This is a genomic window from Pedomonas mirosovicensis (genome assembly GCF_022569295.1).
GTDB lineage: Bacteria > Pseudomonadota > Alphaproteobacteria > Sphingomonadales > Sphingomonadaceae > Pedomonas > Pedomonas mirosovicensis.
Map to the genome: position 1 here is coordinate 573,058 of NZ_JAKFIA010000001.1, position 15,028 is coordinate 588,085.

At 68.5% G+C, this 15,028-nt stretch carries 15 protein-coding genes; 8 read left to right on the forward strand and 7 right to left on the reverse strand.

The features are described from left to right. The first annotated feature begins 101 nt into the window (after positions 1–101). From L0C21_RS02710 to L0C21_RS02730, 5 genes are all read left to right on the forward strand, one after another. A complete protein-coding gene (locus L0C21_RS02710; RefSeq protein ID WP_259276898.1) occupies positions 102–1,505 on the forward strand; it encodes a sensor domain-containing diguanylate cyclase in 1,404 nt (467 codons plus the stop codon). Positions 1,506–1,513: 8 nt separating this feature from the next. Continuing rightward, positions 1,514–1,693 carry a nucleotidyl cyclase domain-containing protein gene (locus L0C21_RS02715; RefSeq protein WP_259276899.1) on the forward strand — a complete coding sequence of 60 codons (180 nt, stop codon included), beginning with the start codon at positions 1,514–1,516 and terminating at the stop codon, positions 1,691–1,693. Next, entirely contained in the window at positions 1,690–2,955 is a 1,266-nt protein-coding gene (locus L0C21_RS02720; RefSeq protein WP_259276900.1) for a DUF2336 domain-containing protein, read from the forward strand. The genes L0C21_RS02715 and L0C21_RS02720 overlap by 4 nt, the downstream gene beginning before the upstream one ends. A 224-nt stretch (positions 2,956–3,179) precedes the next feature. Then, positions 3,180–3,596 carry a DUF350 domain-containing protein gene (locus tag L0C21_RS02725; RefSeq protein WP_259276901.1) on the forward strand — a complete coding sequence of 139 codons (417 nt, stop codon included), beginning with the start codon at positions 3,180–3,182 and terminating at the stop codon, positions 3,594–3,596. Positions 3,597–3,602: 6 nt separating this feature from the next. Further along, entirely contained in the window at positions 3,603–4,487 is an 885-nt protein-coding gene (locus tag L0C21_RS02730) for a S1 family peptidase (RefSeq protein ID WP_259276902.1), read from the forward strand. Between the two features lie 226 nt (positions 4,488–4,713). Here L0C21_RS02730 and argB read toward each other — a convergent pair whose 3' ends face one another. The 6 genes from argB to rpmH all read right to left on the reverse strand — a co-directional run bounded on the left by argB (position 4,714) and on the right by rpmH (position 9,264). Further along, complete coding sequence (gene argB / locus L0C21_RS02735) at positions 4,714–5,628, reverse strand: acetylglutamate kinase (protein WP_259276903.1); 915 nt, start codon at positions 5,626–5,628, stop codon at positions 4,714–4,716. 259 nt (positions 5,629–5,887) lie between these two features. Beyond that, positions 5,888–6,571: a ribosome biogenesis GTP-binding protein YihA/YsxC gene (gene yihA, locus L0C21_RS02740; RefSeq protein ID WP_259276904.1), complete on the reverse strand. Its 684-nt coding sequence runs from the start codon at positions 6,569–6,571 to the stop codon at positions 5,888–5,890. Positions 6,572–6,612: 41 nt separating this feature from the next. Next, the gene (gene yidC / locus L0C21_RS02745; protein WP_259276905.1) at positions 6,613–8,349 is read right to left on the reverse strand and encodes a membrane protein insertase YidC; all 1,737 of its coding nucleotides are present in this window, start codon (positions 8,347–8,349) and stop codon (positions 6,613–6,615) included. A 4-nt stretch (positions 8,350–8,353) separates the two neighbouring features. Continuing rightward, positions 8,354–8,602, reverse strand: coding sequence for a membrane protein insertion efficiency factor YidD (gene yidD, locus L0C21_RS02750; protein ID WP_259276906.1), 249 nt, complete (start codon positions 8,600–8,602; stop codon positions 8,354–8,356). Positions 8,603–8,633: 31 nt separating this feature from the next. Continuing rightward, positions 8,634–9,092: a ribonuclease P protein component gene (gene rnpA, locus L0C21_RS02755; RefSeq protein WP_259276907.1), complete on the reverse strand. Its 459-nt coding sequence runs from the start codon at positions 9,090–9,092 to the stop codon at positions 8,634–8,636. 37 nt (positions 9,093–9,129) lie between these two features. Then, on the reverse strand, positions 9,130–9,264 hold the full coding sequence (rpmH, locus tag L0C21_RS02760; RefSeq protein ID WP_259276908.1) for a 50S ribosomal protein L34: 135 nt from the start codon (positions 9,262–9,264) through the stop codon (positions 9,130–9,132). Between the two features lie 338 nt (positions 9,265–9,602). Between rpmH and L0C21_RS02765 the strand changes: the two genes are divergently transcribed. The 3 genes from L0C21_RS02765 (at position 9,603) to L0C21_RS02775 (ending at position 14,212) form a co-directional block, all read left to right on the forward strand. Continuing rightward, positions 9,603–11,828, forward strand: coding sequence for a putative bifunctional diguanylate cyclase/phosphodiesterase (locus L0C21_RS02765; protein WP_259276909.1), 2,226 nt, complete (start codon positions 9,603–9,605; stop codon positions 11,826–11,828). Between the two features lie 194 nt (positions 11,829–12,022). Next, positions 12,023–13,258: a multidrug effflux MFS transporter gene (locus tag L0C21_RS02770; RefSeq protein ID WP_259276910.1), complete on the forward strand. Its 1,236-nt coding sequence runs from the start codon at positions 12,023–12,025 to the stop codon at positions 13,256–13,258. Positions 13,259–13,273: 15 nt separating this feature from the next. Then, positions 13,274–14,212: a P1 family peptidase gene (locus L0C21_RS02775; protein WP_259276911.1), complete on the forward strand. Its 939-nt coding sequence runs from the start codon at positions 13,274–13,276 to the stop codon at positions 14,210–14,212. Here L0C21_RS02775 and L0C21_RS02780 read toward each other — a convergent pair. Then, the gene (locus L0C21_RS02780; protein ID WP_259276912.1) at positions 14,175–14,849 is read right to left on the reverse strand and encodes a hypothetical protein; all 675 of its coding nucleotides are present in this window, start codon (positions 14,847–14,849) and stop codon (positions 14,175–14,177) included. The genes L0C21_RS02775 and L0C21_RS02780 overlap by 38 nt on opposite strands. Positions 14,850–15,028 lie beyond the last annotated feature (179 nt).

Consider the following 15,028-nt stretch of genomic DNA (forward strand, 5'->3'; position numbering starts at 1 on the left):
GCAATGCCGCCCGTTTAGCAGCGGGGGCGCGGCCTGTTAAGTGCGCGTCTTCGCCCAGCGGTTTAGCGACCTGTTAATAGCATCCCATTAAAAAGCGATTCATGTTCGAAACGGCCTCCATCGTCGTATCCCACCCTGACCCTTCGTCCAGTGGGCCCGTCGCGGTGCTGCCGCTGGCGGCATTGGTGGCGCTGGTGGACGATCCGCTGGGGCCGTCGTGGGCGATCGATGGCGGCGGGCATCTCCTGATGCGGAACGATGGCGCCTCGCTGCTGCTGGGCGACCCGGCGGCGCGGACGCAGCTGGACCGTGCGGCGGCCGAGGCGCTGTCGACCGGCCGGTCGACGCAGGCGCAGGTGACCATCGGCGGCGAGCCCCGGCGCTACTTCGTCGTGCGGGCCCGCGTCATCGGCGTGGATGACGGGCGGCGGGCCGTGTGGTTCCAGGCGGTGGAAACCACGGTCAAGGACCAGCTCATCGAGGCGCTGCGCGAATCCCGCGCCATGTTCAAGAGCCTCACCGAAGCGGTGGGGGATTTCGCCTGGGTGGTCGATGCGGAAGGGCGCTTCGCCTACGTGAGCGGCGGCGTGCCCTCGGCCGGCCTTGCCGCATGGGATCTCACCGGACGGCGCGTCAGCGACCTGGGCGAGGAGGCAGCCGCCTGCTTCCTGGCGCGCAGTCCCATGCCGCTGCGCGACGTGAACATTCGCACCCCGCTTGGCCGCACGGTCTGCCTGTCGGTGGCGGCGGTGCCCATCATGAACGGCGCCCAGTGGGTCGGGGCGCGGGGCATTGCCCGCAACGTGACGGAGGAGCGCCGCGCCGAGCGCATGCTGGAGGAGGCGCGCAAGCGCGACCGGCTGCTGCGCCAGGTGCTGGACGGCATTCACACCGGCACCGACCCCGCCGCCATGCTGGAGAATGCCTCCAGAGTGACCCGCGCCGCGTTCGAGGCGGATGTCTGCCGCATCCGCTATGAGCAGGAGACGGTGGAGGACGTGAACCCGGCGCGCAGCCGGCAGGGCAGCGTGCAGCGGCTGCGCGCGGATTGCCGGTTCCAGGGCGAGAAGGTGGGCGTGCTGGAGGTGGAGCGGCGCAGCGCCGGCTGGGGCCGGGAGGATTCGGTTCTTCTCGGGCAGGTGGCGGCGCACGTGGCCATGGCCATCGCCCAGGCCAACCATTTGCGGGCGCTGGAGCGGCTGGCGCGCACCGATGGGCTGACCGGCCTTCTCAACCGCCGCGCCTTCGAGGAGGTGATGGCTCACCGCCTCGGGGGGCTCGGCGAGGGCGGGGGCGTGCTCATGCTCATCGACCTCGACCATTTCAAGCAGCTCAACGACACCGGCGGCCATGCGGCGGGCGATACGGCCCTGTGCGAGGTCGCCCAGCTGCTTCGCAAGCTGAGCGGGCCGCAGGATGTGGTGGCCCGCTTCGGCGGCGACGAGTTCGTCCTGTGGTTGGAGGGGGCAAGCCTTTCCGGGGGGAGACGACGGCGCGCGCCGTGATGGACGGCATGGACGGGATTCGCCAGGCCGTGGGCGCGACGCAGATCAGCGCTTCGGTGGGCTTTGCCGCCAGCTGCGGGGCGCAGGAGTCGCTCCATGCCCTGATGCTGCGCGCCGATAGCGCGCTCTATACGGTCAAGGGCAAGGGCCGGGGCGGCTATGCCGCAGCGCAAGGGGAGGGCGGATGAGAAAGCCTCCCTTCAAGGGCATTTCCGCCGCAATCGAGCCGGCGCAGGAACAACCAACGGCGACGCGCCGCTCCATCCGCATCCTGACCGAGGGAGACGAGGCGGCGCGCGAGCGGCTGGCCGCCGATGCCTCGACGCCGCCGGAAGTGCTCTACTACCTTGCGGAGCGAGGCAGCCCGCAGGTGCGGGCAACGGTGGCCGCCAACAGGGCCGCGCCCCACCTCGCCAACCGGCTGCTGGCCCGCGACCGGACCGACGCCGTGCGCGTTCAGCTGGCCCGCAAGGTGGCCCACCTGCTGCCGGAAGCGAGCCAGGCCGACAACCGCCGGGCGCAGGAGCATGTGACGGCCGTGCTGGAGGCGCTGGCGCACGACCAGGCTCCGCGCGTGCGGATGATTCTGGCCGAGGAGATCAAGTCCAGCGCCCATGTGCCCCACCATGTGGCGCTCAAGCTGGCGCAGGACGTGGAACTCGCGGTGAGCGGCCCGATGCTGGCCTGCTCGCCGGTGCTGACGGAAGAGGACCTGCTGGCCATCGTGGCCACCTGCCCGGCGCCGGGCGCGCGGGCGGCCATCGCCGGCCGGCCGCAGGTGAGCGAGCGCCTGTCCCACGCCATCGTGCAATCGGCCGACGCCGCGGCGGTGGCGGCTTTGCTCGCCAACCCCAACGCCCAGATCCGCGAGGATACGCTGGACGCCATTCTGGACGCCGCGCCCGAGCAGGAGACCTGGCATCAGCCGCTGGCGCTGCGGACGGAGCTGCCGGTGCCGGCGATGCGGCGCATCGCCGGGTTCGTCGCTGCCGCGCTGGTGGAGCAGATGATCGCCCGCCATGGGGTGGAGCCTTCGGTTGCCAGCGACCTTCTCTCCCGCGTGCAGCGGCGGCTGGACCACGCCGGGGCGCTTACGGAAGCGGACGACACGGCGGTGCAGGCTGCGGCGGTGCTCCATGCCGGGCGCTTTGGCGATGCCTGGGTGCGCCGCATGGTGGTGGAGGGCAAGCTTGGGCTGGTGACGGCGGTGATCGGCCTTGCCGCCGAGGTGGGAATCCCGACGGCCCAGCGCATCATGGCCAGCGGCTCGGCCCAGGCGGTGATGGCCCTGTGCTGGGCAGCGCAGCTTTCCGCCACCACGGCGGAGGGAATGCAGCAGCTGGTGGCCAAAATCCCCGAGACCGAGCGCCTCACCCAGACGCGGGGCGGCCTCTATCCGCTTCCCGCCACCCAGATGGCCGAGATTCTCGACAGCTTCCACGCCGCCTAGGGCGGCTCTGGTTTCGCGCAGGACGCCAGCCATCCCAGGCGCGCAGGGACAGGAGGGCGGCTTCGCGCGTTCTAGAGCCACGATCTGCTTGGATCGCGTTGGATCGCGGCTCTAAGCCCCTTGCTGGCCGCAGCTTCCGCGCCGCAGGACGCGCCGTCCTGCGCGAGAGCTGCTGCAGGCACGGGGCGGCGCCGGGCGTGAGGGCCAGATGCGAGGGACACATCATGGGGCCCGTGGTTGAGAGTTTGCTTCAGGGCGTGCCGGTGCTGCTGCTGCACCTGGGCGTGGCCATTGCGGTGCTTGTGGCGGCGCTGGCCATCTACATCGCCATCACCCCGCACAAGGAAATCGCCCTCATCCGCGCGGGCAACGCGGCGGCGGCGGTGCTGCTGGGCGGAACGGCCCTCAGCCTCGCCATTCCGCTGGCCTTCTGCCTCGCCGGCGCGGTGAACGCCTGGGACATCCTGCTGTGGGGCCTCCTGACGCTGACCGTGCAGGTCATCACCGCCACGATCATTGATCTGGTGGTTTTACCCAATCTGCCGCGCCGCATCGCGCGCGGCGACATGGCGGCGGCGGCGCTGCTGACCGGCGTCAAGCTGTCCATGGCCGCGCTGCTGGCCGCCGCAGTTGCGGTGTGATGAGCAATGTTCGAGTATCTGGGTCGTATTGTTGGCGGCGTGCTGCGCCTGATGGTCTTCTTTCTCACGGCGGCGGTGGTGATGCACTACCTCGCCCCCGAGGCGATGACGCAGATCAGGCGGCTGAGATCTTCCGGCGAACGGCTGATTGACGGCGATGCCACCCCGCGCCGGCCTGGGCGGACGGGGGAGGCGAAGATCCTCCAGCCCGGCGTGCTGTTCCGCATGAGCGATCCGGAACCCGGCAATTCCCTCGGCACCGCCTTCAAGGTGGGCGGCGGCACGCTGTGGCTCACCGCCAACCATGTGGTCAGCCAGTGCGACCAGGTGGGGCTCGACATGGGGCCGTTCTATGCCGCCACGGTCGAGCCCGGTTACAGCCTGCCGGAGGCGGATGTGGCGGCCATTCACCTGCCGGCACATGTGCCCCAATCCCTGCCGCTGGCGCGGCAGCTGCCGGAGCCGGGCGATGCCGGCTATCACATGGGCTTCCCGCGCGGGCACCGCGCCGTCGTCGTCAGCCGCTACATGGGCGAGGCGGAAGCGATGGTGGGCACCCGCAAGCGCAGCCCGGTGCTGGTGTGGGCGGAGCGCCAGCGCCTGCCCGCCTTCAGCGGCACGCTGGCCGGCATCAGCGGCGGCCCGGCGCTCAACGGCCGGGGCAGGCTCATCGGCATCAACATCGCCGTCAGCGAGCGGCGCGGGCGCATCCTCACCGCCCACCCGGACGCCATCGCCGCCGTGCTGGCGGCAGAGAAGGCGCTGACGGTCAGCCGCGCCGCAGGCCAGGCCGCGCCGCCGCAAGCGCTCAACCCGCGCACCGCTCCAAGCATGGCCCGCGCGCTGGAGAACGCCGGCACCATGCGGCGCGTGCACTGCCACGTTGAGTAGAGGGCGAGTCGGGTGGTTTTTTTGCAGGGGTCACGCTCAGCCAGCGGCTTCGCTTCCCCTGCATCCCCAGTTCGTTTGAGCGGGCTATGTTTCCTGAGTCTCTTGCCAGGAGCCGGATCGAAAAGGGCCGCGCCCTTGATTGAAGGACACGGCCCTTTTTAACGAACGGGGAGGTTGCCAAGAGGGGCTCGGCCCTCCTGCAAAACCCAATTCCACCTTCCAAACCCTAGCTCCGGCGGACGAGCGTGCCCGCGCCGCGACGGGTGAAGATTTCCAGCAGCATGGAGTGGGGCACCCGGCCGTTGAGGATGACGGCGGCATCCACGCCCTTCTTCAGCGCATCGATGCAGGTCTCGATCTTCGGGATCATGCCGCCCTGAATGGTGCCGTCGGCGATGAGGCCGTCGATCTTCTGGGGCGTCAGGTCGGTCAGGAGGTTCTTCTCCTTGTCGAGCACGCCCGGCACGTCGGTCAGCAGAAACAGCCGCGCCGCCTTCAACGCCCCGGCAATGGCCCCGGCCATGGTGTCGGCGTTGATGTTGTAGGTGTTGCCTTCCGCATCGACGCCGATGGGCGCGATGACGGGAATGACGTTGGACTGGCGGAACATGTCCAAGACGCTTACGTCCACCACGTCCGGCTCGCCGACGAAGCCGAGGTCGAGGATGCGCTCGATGTTCGAATCAGGGTCGCGCTTGGTGCGGGTGACCTTGCGGGCGGTGACGAGGTTGGCATCCTTGCCCGACAGGCCGACGGCCGTGCCGCCCGCCCGGTTGATGTGGTGCACCACTTCCTTGTTGATGGACCCGGCCAGCACCATCTCGGCGATCGCGGCGGTCTCGGCGTCGGTGACGCGCAGGCCATCGATGAAATTCGAGCGAATGCCGAGGCGTTCCAGCATCTTGCCGATCTGCGGGCCGCCGCCATGCACCACCACCGGGTGGATGCCGACTTTCTTCAGGAGAACGATATCCTTGGCGAAGGCGGCGGCGAGGTGGGATTCGCCCATGGCATGGCCGCCGTACTTCACCACGAAGGTCTTGCCCGCGTACTTGCGAAGGTAGGGCAGGGCCTCGATGAGGGTTTCAACCTTTTCCAGGTCCACCGGATCGGGGCTGTGATTCTTGGTGTTGTCCGTCAACGCTGCTCTCCTGGCACGCGGCGCATGGCACGCGCCACACAATACCAACCAGCCCCTCGGCCAACGGCCTCCCGGCTTTGGGTGCGCCATAGCGCCGAAACGTCCCGCACGCCAGCAGTTCCGTAAGGCGTGGCAGATTTGCCGCCCGCGCGCGTTGCGCGGGCGCGACAGCGGGGCGGATTCGGGGAAAGATAATTTCAGGGAATTTGCTTGCAGAGGGCCCGGACCCTCTGCGCGTCCCCTGCAAAACCTTAAAGCCTCAGAACTCCGACAGCGCCAGGCTGGCGATAACGGCGCGGACCTCATCAATGCCCCGACCCTTGGCGGAGGAGGTGGCCAGCAGTTCCGGGTGGCAGGCGGTGTGCTTGCGGGCGACGGCCTCGACGCTCTCGATGGCCTTGGCGGCCTCGTACTGGTTCAGCTTGTCCAGCTTGGTGAGGATGAGCTGGTAGGAGACGGCGGCCTCGTCGAGCAGCTTCATGATCGGCAGGTCCGCATCCTTCACGCCATGGCGTGAATCGATCAGCACGAACACCCGCTTCAGCACCGAACGGCCGCGCAGGTAAGTGCGGATCTGCCGCTGCCAGGCCTCGACCATCGGCTTGGGCGCCTCGGCGTAGCCGTAGCCGGGCATGTCGACGAGGCGCAGCTGCGGCCCGGCAGGATCGCCGACGTCGAAGAAGTTCAGCTCCTGCGTGCGCCCCGGCGTGTTGGAGGTGCGCGCCAGGCCGTTGCGGTTGGTGATGGCGTTGATGAGGCTCGACTTGCCCACATTCGAGCGCCCGGCAAAGGCGATCTCCGGGCAGATGGCCTGCGGCAGGAACTCCACCTTGGGGGCGGAGAGCAGGAAGGTGACCGGCCCCGCGAACAGCCGCCGTCCGGCCTCGATCATCTCGGGGTCGTTCTGCGCGCTCAGCGGCTGGTCTGCGGTGGTCTCGGTCATTGTGCGTCCTGTCTGTCGGGCGAGGCCTGAGGGCTTGCGCCTCAGGCCTTGTTGGCCTTGCGCTTCTCGGCCTTGGCCTGCGCCTTCTCCTCCTCCTGCTTGCCGTGGCGCTTGAGGAGCACCCACTGCTGCAGGATGGAGAGCAGGTTGTTGACGGTCCAGTAGAGCACCAGGCCCGCGGCGAACGGCGCGAGGATGAAGGTGAAGATGATCGGCATGAGGCCGAAGACCTTCTGCTGCACCGGGTCGACCGGCTGCGGGTTCAGCTTCTGCTGGAGGTACATGGTCACGCCCATGATGATCGGCAGCACGCCCACGGCCAGCATCGGCGGCGGCGTGAAATCCAAGAGGCCGAACAGGTTCACCGGGGTCAGCGGATCGGGCGCGGAGAGATCCTTGATCCACAGGATGAAGGGCTGGTGGCGCATTTCAATGGTGACGAACAGCACCTTGTAGAGCGCGAAGAACACCGGGATCTGCAGAACGATCGGCAGGCACCCGCCCAGCGGATTGACCTTCTCCTTCTGGTACAGCTCCATGATGGCGCGCTGCTGCTGCTGCTTGTCGTCCTTATAGCGCTCCTGCAGCTCCTTCATCTTGGGCTGGAGCACGCGCAGGCGGTTCATGCTGGCATAGGACTTGTTGGCCAGCGGGAACATGATCGCCTTCACGATGACGGTGAGGCCGATGATGGCGAAGCCGAAGTTGCCCACCAGGTTATAGAGCCAGTCCAGCACCGCGAAGATCGGACGGGTGAGGAAGTAGAACCAGCCCCAGTCGATGGCGCGGTCGAACAGCGGAATGGCGTACTGCTTCTCATACTGGTCGATGAGAGCGACTTCCTTCGCGCCGGCGAACAGGCGGATGGTCTGGGCCTCGGCCGCGCCGGGGGCGACGTTGATCGCGCCGGTGAGGTAGTCGGCCTGGAAGCTGTCCGGGCCGAAGCTGCGGAACGCGCCGGTGAAGGGCAGCTTCTGATCCGGCACCATGGCGGCGAGCCAGTACTTGTCGGTGATGCCGAGCCAGCCGCCGGTCGTCTGGAACTGCTGCGGGCCGTCTTCCACCAGGTCCTTGTACTTTACTTCCTCAAGCGTGCCGTTGAAGACGCCGAGCGGGCCTTCGTGCAGCACGTAGTAGCTCTTGCCGTGGGGCAAGCCGGCGCGGGCGACGCGGCCATAGCCGTTCAGCGCCACCGGAGCGCCAGCCTTGTTCTCGACGCTCTGGGTGACGGTGAACATGAAGTTTTCGTCCACCGCGAAGCGCAGGCGGAAGGTGAGGCCCTGGCCGTTGTCCCACGACAGGGTGACCGGCTGGCCGGGGCGGAGCTGCGCGTTGTCGGCGGTCCACACCGTGTCCTTGGTGGGCAGCGCAAGGCCGCCGGTCGCGGTCCAGCCGAACTCGGCGTAGTAGGGGTGCGCCGCGCCCGCGGGCGAGAACAGGGTGATGTTGGGCGAAGTCTTGTCCACCGTCTCGTGGTACTTGGTCAGCACCAGGTCATCGATGCGCGCGCCCTTGAGCGAGATCGAGCCCTTCAGCTCCGGCGTGCTGATGGCGACGCGGGGCGCGCCGTTGATGAGGGCCTCGCGCGGCTGCGTGCGCGGCGAGGGCGATTCGGGCCCGCCTTCGGCATGCGGCGACGTGGGGATCACGTCCGTTTGCTCGACGACGGCTGCCTTCTGCTGCTCCTCGGCCTGGGGTTTCACGAAGAAGTGATCCCAACCGATCAGGATCAGGACTGACAACACCATTGCCAGGATCAGGTTCTTTTGATCGCCCACGTCACTACCTTTGAACGGGTGGATGATTGAAGTCTTTGCGCGGCGGCACCGGATCGAACCCATGTCCGCCCCAGGGATGGCAACGCGCAATGCGTTTAACCGCCAGCCACGTGCCGCGCCACGGCCCATGCAGCCGCAGAGCCTCCAGCGCATAGTCGGAACACGACGGATGATACCGGCACGAGGGCGGCAGCACGGCCGAAAACGACCATTGCCAGAGCCGCACAAACATCCCGAGTACGCGCGTGACCATAGGCTGGCTATTCCCGTGCCCGCCGCTCATGTCAATGCCGCGCCAGTTTTCGCATGGCCCGCTCAAGGTCTGAAACCATGTCAGAATAGGAGCGCGTCAGGCCGCCGCTGCGGCCAATCAGCACATAATCCGTTCCCTGGGCGGCGCGGGGCGCCAGCACCTCGCGGGCGAGGGCGCGCAGACGCCGCTTCAAACGATTGCGGACGACCGAAGTGCCGACCCTCTTGGTCACGGTAAAGCCGACCCGGGGCGGGCCTGGGTCCGGCTGCCCGGCTGGCGAAGGAGAAATCGGCTCCGCCCCGCCCGGCGGCGGGGGAGCGCCCGGGGTTGCTCCCGGCTCGGCCTGGCCCGTATCCGGGCCGTTGCCCGTCTTTGCGTTCGCCTTTGCCGAGCGCTCGCGCGCCAGCAAAACGAAACCGGGCGCCGACCAGCGACGCCCTCCGTTCGCCGCCAGGAAATCCTGGCGTTTGCGTAGCTTCTCGAGCTTCAAGGTCTTGCCCCCTTGTGTTTACCGGGGGGCAACCCCCTTAGGCCGACAGCTTCTTGCGACCCTTGGCCCGGCGATTGGCCAGAACCTTGCGGCCACCAGCAGTGGCCATACGGGCACGGAAACCATGACGGCGCTTACGCACCAGACGGCTCGGTTGATAAGTCCGCTTCATAACACGTCCTCAAGGACAAATAGCTTCGGTTCGCGAATGAGCGCTGGGCTATACCGGCGGTGGGCAGAGGAGTCAACGCCTATGGGCCGCCAACCGGCCCGGCCGTGGGCCGGACGCCGCAATCCGGCCGATCCGGCGGCGAGGCCGGGCGGGGTGTTGCCCCCGTTCCGGACAGCGGCCGACGGCGCGCCGGAACGGGCCATGGGCGGAAAATCGTATAACAAAAATTTACCTAACCCTAAATTTTATATGATCCTTTGTGGAACGATTCGCGGTAAAAACGATTTCTCGTCACAGCGGGGGCTGTAGAGCACAAACGGGGGGCGGCTTTGCAAGACATGCAGCAAGCCGACGTACGGAGGCGTTCAAGGCGGACAGCAAGGCGGCTGGTCCGGGGCGAATCCTATAACCCGGGTCTGTTCCGCCGCCACTTCACCGCGCCGGTGGCGGGTCTTCTGGTGCTGGCCATGGCCGGCTTTGCCCTCCTGTTCTTCTGGTCGGTCAGAGCCCAGAACGAGCAGGCCCGCCGCACCTCCATCATCATGGTGCAGACCGGCATCAACCTGAAGCGCAACACGCTCATGGAAGGGGTTCGGCTCCAGACCTACTGGACCGAGGCCTACGACAACGTCTCGGCGCGCTACAACCAGAGCTGGGTCGAGAGGAACTGGGGCCCGTGGATGCACGAGGCAGGAGTGCCGCTCGTGTTTCTCATCGGGCCGGACAACGCGCCGCTCTATTCCAACATGTCCGGCAAGGCGGGCCAGGAAGACCCCTTTGCCCGGTTCTCGCCGGACCTGACCCATCTGGTCGAGGCGGTGCGGCGTGCGCCCAACGGGGTGGCAAAGACCGACCTGCTGCGATTCGATGGGCAGCCGGCCGTCGTGGCGGCGGCGCGCATCAGCCGCGAGGCGGCGGGCGAGGCAAGGCCCGATGCCCAGCACGTGCTCATCATCGGCGTGCCGTTCGACGGCGCCATGCTGGAAAACCTGGCGGCCACCTATCACCTGGGGCCCCTCAGCGTGCGCCAGCCGGACGGCGGCGGCTCATACAACAGTCTCGATCTCGTCTCCAACGGAGGCGAGGTTCTGGGGCAGATCTTCTGGCCGAACGAAAGCACGGGGCCGGACCTGCCCACTCTCTTCTGGATTCTCGCGCTTGCGCTGCTGGTGGGCCTGGTGGTGCTGACGTGGTTCATTCTGCGGAACAGCCGGCACATCGTGCTGCTGGTCGCGGCCAGCGAGGTCCGCGCCCTCAAGATGGCCCAGCGCGATGCGCTCACCGGGCTGGTCAACCGCTCGCGCTTCCGCGCCATGCTGATGGAAGCCCATGCCCGCCTCTGCCCCAGCGACCCGCCCATCGGCGTGCTGTTCATCGACCTGGACGGCTTCAAGCCGGTCAACGACAAGCTGGGCCACACGGCGGGGGACGAGCTGCTGCGCCAGGTGGCGGGCGTGCTCAAGCGCGAGACGAAGGGCATCGCCGTGCCGGCGCGCCTCGGCGGCGACGAGTTCGCCATTCTCATTCACGGCAAGCCGCAGCCCGAGACCGCCGAGGACGTGAGCGAGCGGATCAGGGCCGCGCTCTGCGAGCCGCTGTCGGCGGCCGGCTCCGAGGTGACGGTGGGGGCGAGCATCGGCATCGCCTTTCTCGGGCCGGAGGACGGAGACGCCGCCGACGTGCTGCGCCGCGCCGACATCGCCATGTACGAGGCCAAGAAGCTGCGCGGCGGGGCCTGCTTCTATTCGGCGGAGCTGGAGGAGCTGAGCCGCCGCCGCCGCGACCAGATGGCGGCGTTCCGCGCGGCGCTGGAGGGCAATTCGCTCAGCCTCGTCTACCAGCCGCAGGTGTCGCTGCGCGACGGGCGGGTGATGGCGGTCGAGGCGCAGCTCCAGTGGGACCAGCCGGGGCGCTACCGCCTTTCAGCCGAGGAACTGATGGCGCTGGCGGAGGAAAGCGGCTGTCTCAGCCAGCTGACGCAGTGGATGCTGGAGGAGGCTTGCCGCCAGGCCCAAGGGTGGGCCGACCTGCCGGTTGGCATCAACGTCGCCATTTCCGAGATTCGCAAGCCGGGCTTCGTGGCTCAGGTGGAATCGGTGCTGGACCGCACCGGCCTGCCGGCCGCGCGGCTGGAGCTGGAACTGCCCGAGACGGTGTTCAATACCCAGTGCAGCCAGACCCGCCGCGCCCTCACGGTGCTGTCGGGCCTGGGCGTGCGAATGGTGCTGGACCGATTCGGCGGCGAGCGGGCAAGCCTTGCGGCCCTGAGAAGCTCCCAGTTCGTCAAGATCAAGCTGGACCGGGACCTGCTGCCCCACGCCAGCTGGAGCGACAACGCCCGCGCCGTGCTTTCGGCGCTCGGAACTCTCGGGCGCAGCCTCGGCGTGCCGGTGGTTGCCGAAGGGGTGGAGACCGAAAGCAACGCCTCGATGGTGATGGCGTGCGGCTGCGCGCTGGGGCAGGGCTATTTCTTCAGCCCACCGCTCACCGCGGCGCAGGTGTCGCGTCTGGCGGAGGAGGGCGAGCGCCTGGCCCTGCCCAGCACCCGATGGGTGTTTGCCTGAGAAAGCGTGGGCGCTCCGTTGGGCAGCCCTGCAAACGCACTGTCGTTAAAACCAGACGTTGCCATCCGCATGCGGCAACGCCAGTAAGGCGGAGGATCGCGGCCTGATGATTCCGGCAAGCGTTCCTGCTTCCGGCCGGCTGAAATCCGGCCTTCGCCAGTTTGCCCCTGCCATCGTACCCGGTGCGTTGTTCCATGTCCGAGACCTCCCCTCCTTCCGCCACGACCAGGCCGGGCGCCTCCGGCCTGCCGCTGACGCTCATCATTCTCCTGGGCGTGCTGACGGCCTTTTCCCCCATGGCCATCGATATGTACCTGCCGAGCCTGCCGGCGATGAGCCGCGACATGGGCGCGCCCACATCGACAGGCCAGCTCACGCTCGCCAGCTTCTTCATCGGGCTTGCCCTCGGCCAGCTGATCTACGGCCCGCTCTCCGACCGGCTCGGGCGGCGACCGCCGCTGATGGCAGGCGTGCTGCTCTATACCCTCGCCTCGGTGGGCTGCGCCTTTACCACCAGCATGGAGGCGTTGATCGGCTTACGCTTCGTGCAGGCGCTGGGCGCGGCGGCAGCGCCGCTTATCGCCCGCGCGGTGGTGGCCGACCGGTGCAGCGGCGTGGAGGCGGCGCGCACCTTCTCCATGCTCATGCTCATCATGGGCCTGGCTCCCATCCTCGCCCCGACGCTGGGCGGCTTCGTGCTGCTGGCGGGCGGCTGGCGGGCCATCTTCTGGGTATTGGCGGGCTTCGGCGCGCTGGCGCTCGTGTGGTCCCTCGCCGGCCTGCCCGAGAGCCTGCCGGCCGAGGTCCGCAACAGCCGCCCGCATGAACCAACGCTCAGCGCCTACAAGCAGGTCATCGCCAACCCGGCGGTCATCGCCTATGCCCTGCTCGCGGCGCTGGGCAGCGCGGCGCTGTTCTCCTACATCAGCAACGCGGCGGCCCTCATCATCGAGACCTACGGCGTCTCCCCCGCCCACTTCGGCTGGGTGTTCGGCCTCAACGCCGCCGCGCTCATCGTCTCCACCCAGATCAACCGGGTGCTGCTCGCCCGCCACGGCCCGCTCACCCTCATCCGGCGGGCAAACGTTGCCATGTCGCTGCTCGGCATCGCCATGACCGCATCGGCGGCCACCGGCTGGGGCGGCATGTGGGGCGTGCTGGTGCCCATGTTCTTCGTCATGTCCACCCTCGGCTTCACCGCCCCCAATGCCACGGCGCTGGCGATGGGGGCGGACCGCAGCCGCGCGGGCACGGTATCCTCGGTGGTCGGGTGCCTCCAGTTCACCGTCGGCGCGCTGTTCGCCGCCGTCACCGGCGCGGCCTACAACGGCACGGCGGTACCGATGGCGTTGGGCATCCTGGTGGCGGCCCTGTGCTCCGCCGTGCTGCTGCGCCGCGTCGTGCCCCGGTTGCGCGCTGCCGCCCACTAGGCCAGGATGCGGTCCATGGTCCCGGATTCCTCTGCCGACGAAGATCGCTTCACCGATATCGCCGGGCTGAAGGTGGGCCACGCCGAGGACGCGCAGGCGCGCACCGGCGTCACCGTCATCCTGCCCGATCCGCCCGTGGTGATGGGCGTTGACGTGCGCGGCGGCGGCCCCGGCACGCGGGAGACCGATGCGCTGGCCCCGCATACGCTGGTCGAGCGCTTCCACGGCCTCGTGCTCTCGGGCGGTTCGGCGTTCGGGCTGGGCGCGGCCGATGGCGTTGCCGCCTGGCTCTCCGAGCGCGGCGTGGGGCTGCCGGTCGGCGCGCGGCCAGTGCCGGTGGTGCCGGCGGCCATCCTGTTCGACCTTTCCAATGGCGGAGATAAAAACTGGGGCCTTGAGCCGCCCTACCGGCGGCTGGGGCTGGAAGCCTGCGAATCGGCGGGGCTTGAGTGCCCCCATGGCCCGGTGGGCGCCGGCTTTGGCGCACGCGCGGGCTCGCGTCCGGGCGGCATCGGCACGGCGCGCATCACCTGCACGCGCACCGGCTGGCAGGTCGCGGCGCTCATCGCGGTCAACAGCTTCGGCGAGGTCTACGCGGGCGAACCCCCGGTAAATGCGCCCGTCGCGCTGCCCAAGGTGCCCATTCCCGGCACCAACACCACCATCGGCGTGGTGGCGACCAACGCGCCCATCACCAAGGCGCAGGCGCAGAAGCTGGCGCAAATGGCGCAGGACGGCCTTGCCCGCGCCATCCGCCCCATCCACACGCCGTTCGATGGCGATACCCTGTTTGCCCTTTCAACCGCCGAGGCGGGCCAAGCGCCTCTCGCGCCGCTCGACCTTGCCGTGCTCGGCACCTTGGGGGGCGGACTGCGTTGTCCGCGCCGTCCGCCGGGCAGTCGGACTCTAAGACTTGTTATTTCGCAGAGGAGCCGAGCCCCCTGCAAAGGATAAGGAATCGTCGCGGAACAGGATCAGCGCGGCATGCTGGCCTGGAGCGGGGTGACGGCCGCCTGATGCGCGGCGATGGCGTCATCGATGCGCTTGAGCAGCTGGCCTGCCTCCTGCAGGGGGGCTGCACGTTCGCGCCGTTGGCGGCGAGAAGGGCAAGATCGCCCGTGAGGCGGCTGACGGTCTCGCGGATCTGGTCGAACCGGGCGGCGGCCTGGTTGAAGCGGGTCAGCTCCAGTTCCGCCGTTGCCCAGGCTGGGGAGGCCGGCGCGGCGTTGCGGGCGGCGTTCACGGCCGATTCGGTGGCGGTGCGCTGCCGGGTCCACGTTTCCTGTGCCGCGGTGAAACTCCGCGCTTCCTCTGCCAGCCGGGTCGAAACCGCCGCCACGTTGGGGGCAGCTGCCGTGCCCGCTTGCGGCTGGCCGGGGGCGGGCGTGGCCGCACCCTGCGTGCCGGTGGCTTGGGCCAGCGCCGCAATGCTGGCGGGATCGGCCTTGGCGACCTCAAGGTTGTCGCATGTGCCGGCCCGCTGCTCGGCGGGGGTTTTAAGGCTGGGCCAGTCGCCCTCCATGTTGGCGCAGGCGGACAGCGGCATGAAGCACGCCACGGCGGCGAGAAGCGAAGGGAAGCGGTTCATCATGGCGCGCACCCTAATGCATTTGGCCCTCTGGTGAAAACGGGCTTCACGCAGGAAAGTGCGCGAGGCTGCCGCAAGGCATGGCCTTGCCTGCCGGTTTTGATCGTTGCGAAGGCGCGAGAACGGGGCGCAGAAAAAGAATGAAAAAGCCGAACAAAAGTCCTTGCAAGCTTGGGGCGATC

What these genes read in the sequence shown, in the direction of transcription:
- L0C21_RS02710 (WP_259276898.1), top strand. Translation starts at nt 102, where the DNA reads ATGTTCGAAACGGCCTCCATCGTCGTATCCCACCCTGACCCTTCGTCC.
- L0C21_RS02715 (WP_259276899.1), top strand. Translation starts at nt 1,514, where the DNA reads ATGGACGGGATTCGCCAGGCCGTGGGCGCGACGCAGATCAGCGCTTCG.
- L0C21_RS02720 (WP_259276900.1), top strand. Translation starts at nt 1,690, where the DNA reads ATGAGAAAGCCTCCCTTCAAGGGCATTTCCGCCGCAATCGAGCCGGCG.
- L0C21_RS02725 (WP_259276901.1), top strand. Translation starts at nt 3,180, where the DNA reads ATGGGGCCCGTGGTTGAGAGTTTGCTTCAGGGCGTGCCGGTGCTGCTG.
- L0C21_RS02730 (WP_259276902.1), top strand. Translation starts at nt 3,603, where the DNA reads ATGTTCGAGTATCTGGGTCGTATTGTTGGCGGCGTGCTGCGCCTGATG.
- yihA (WP_259276904.1), bottom strand. Translation starts at nt 6,571, where the DNA reads ATGACCGAGACCACCGCAGACCAGCCGCTGAGCGCGCAGAACGACCCC.
- yidD (WP_259276906.1), bottom strand. Translation starts at nt 8,602, where the DNA reads ATGGTCACGCGCGTACTCGGGATGTTTGTGCGGCTCTGGCAATGGTCG.
- rpmH (WP_259276908.1), bottom strand. Translation starts at nt 9,264, where the DNA reads ATGAAGCGGACTTATCAACCGAGCCGTCTGGTGCGTAAGCGCCGTCAT.
- L0C21_RS02765 (WP_259276909.1), top strand. Translation starts at nt 9,603, where the DNA reads ATGCAGCAAGCCGACGTACGGAGGCGTTCAAGGCGGACAGCAAGGCGG.
- L0C21_RS02770 (WP_259276910.1), top strand. Translation starts at nt 12,023, where the DNA reads ATGTCCGAGACCTCCCCTCCTTCCGCCACGACCAGGCCGGGCGCCTCC.
- L0C21_RS02775 (WP_259276911.1), top strand. Translation starts at nt 13,274, where the DNA reads ATGGTCCCGGATTCCTCTGCCGACGAAGATCGCTTCACCGATATCGCC.
- L0C21_RS02780 (WP_259276912.1), bottom strand. Translation starts at nt 14,849, where the DNA reads ATGATGAACCGCTTCCCTTCGCTTCTCGCCGCCGTGGCGTGCTTCATG.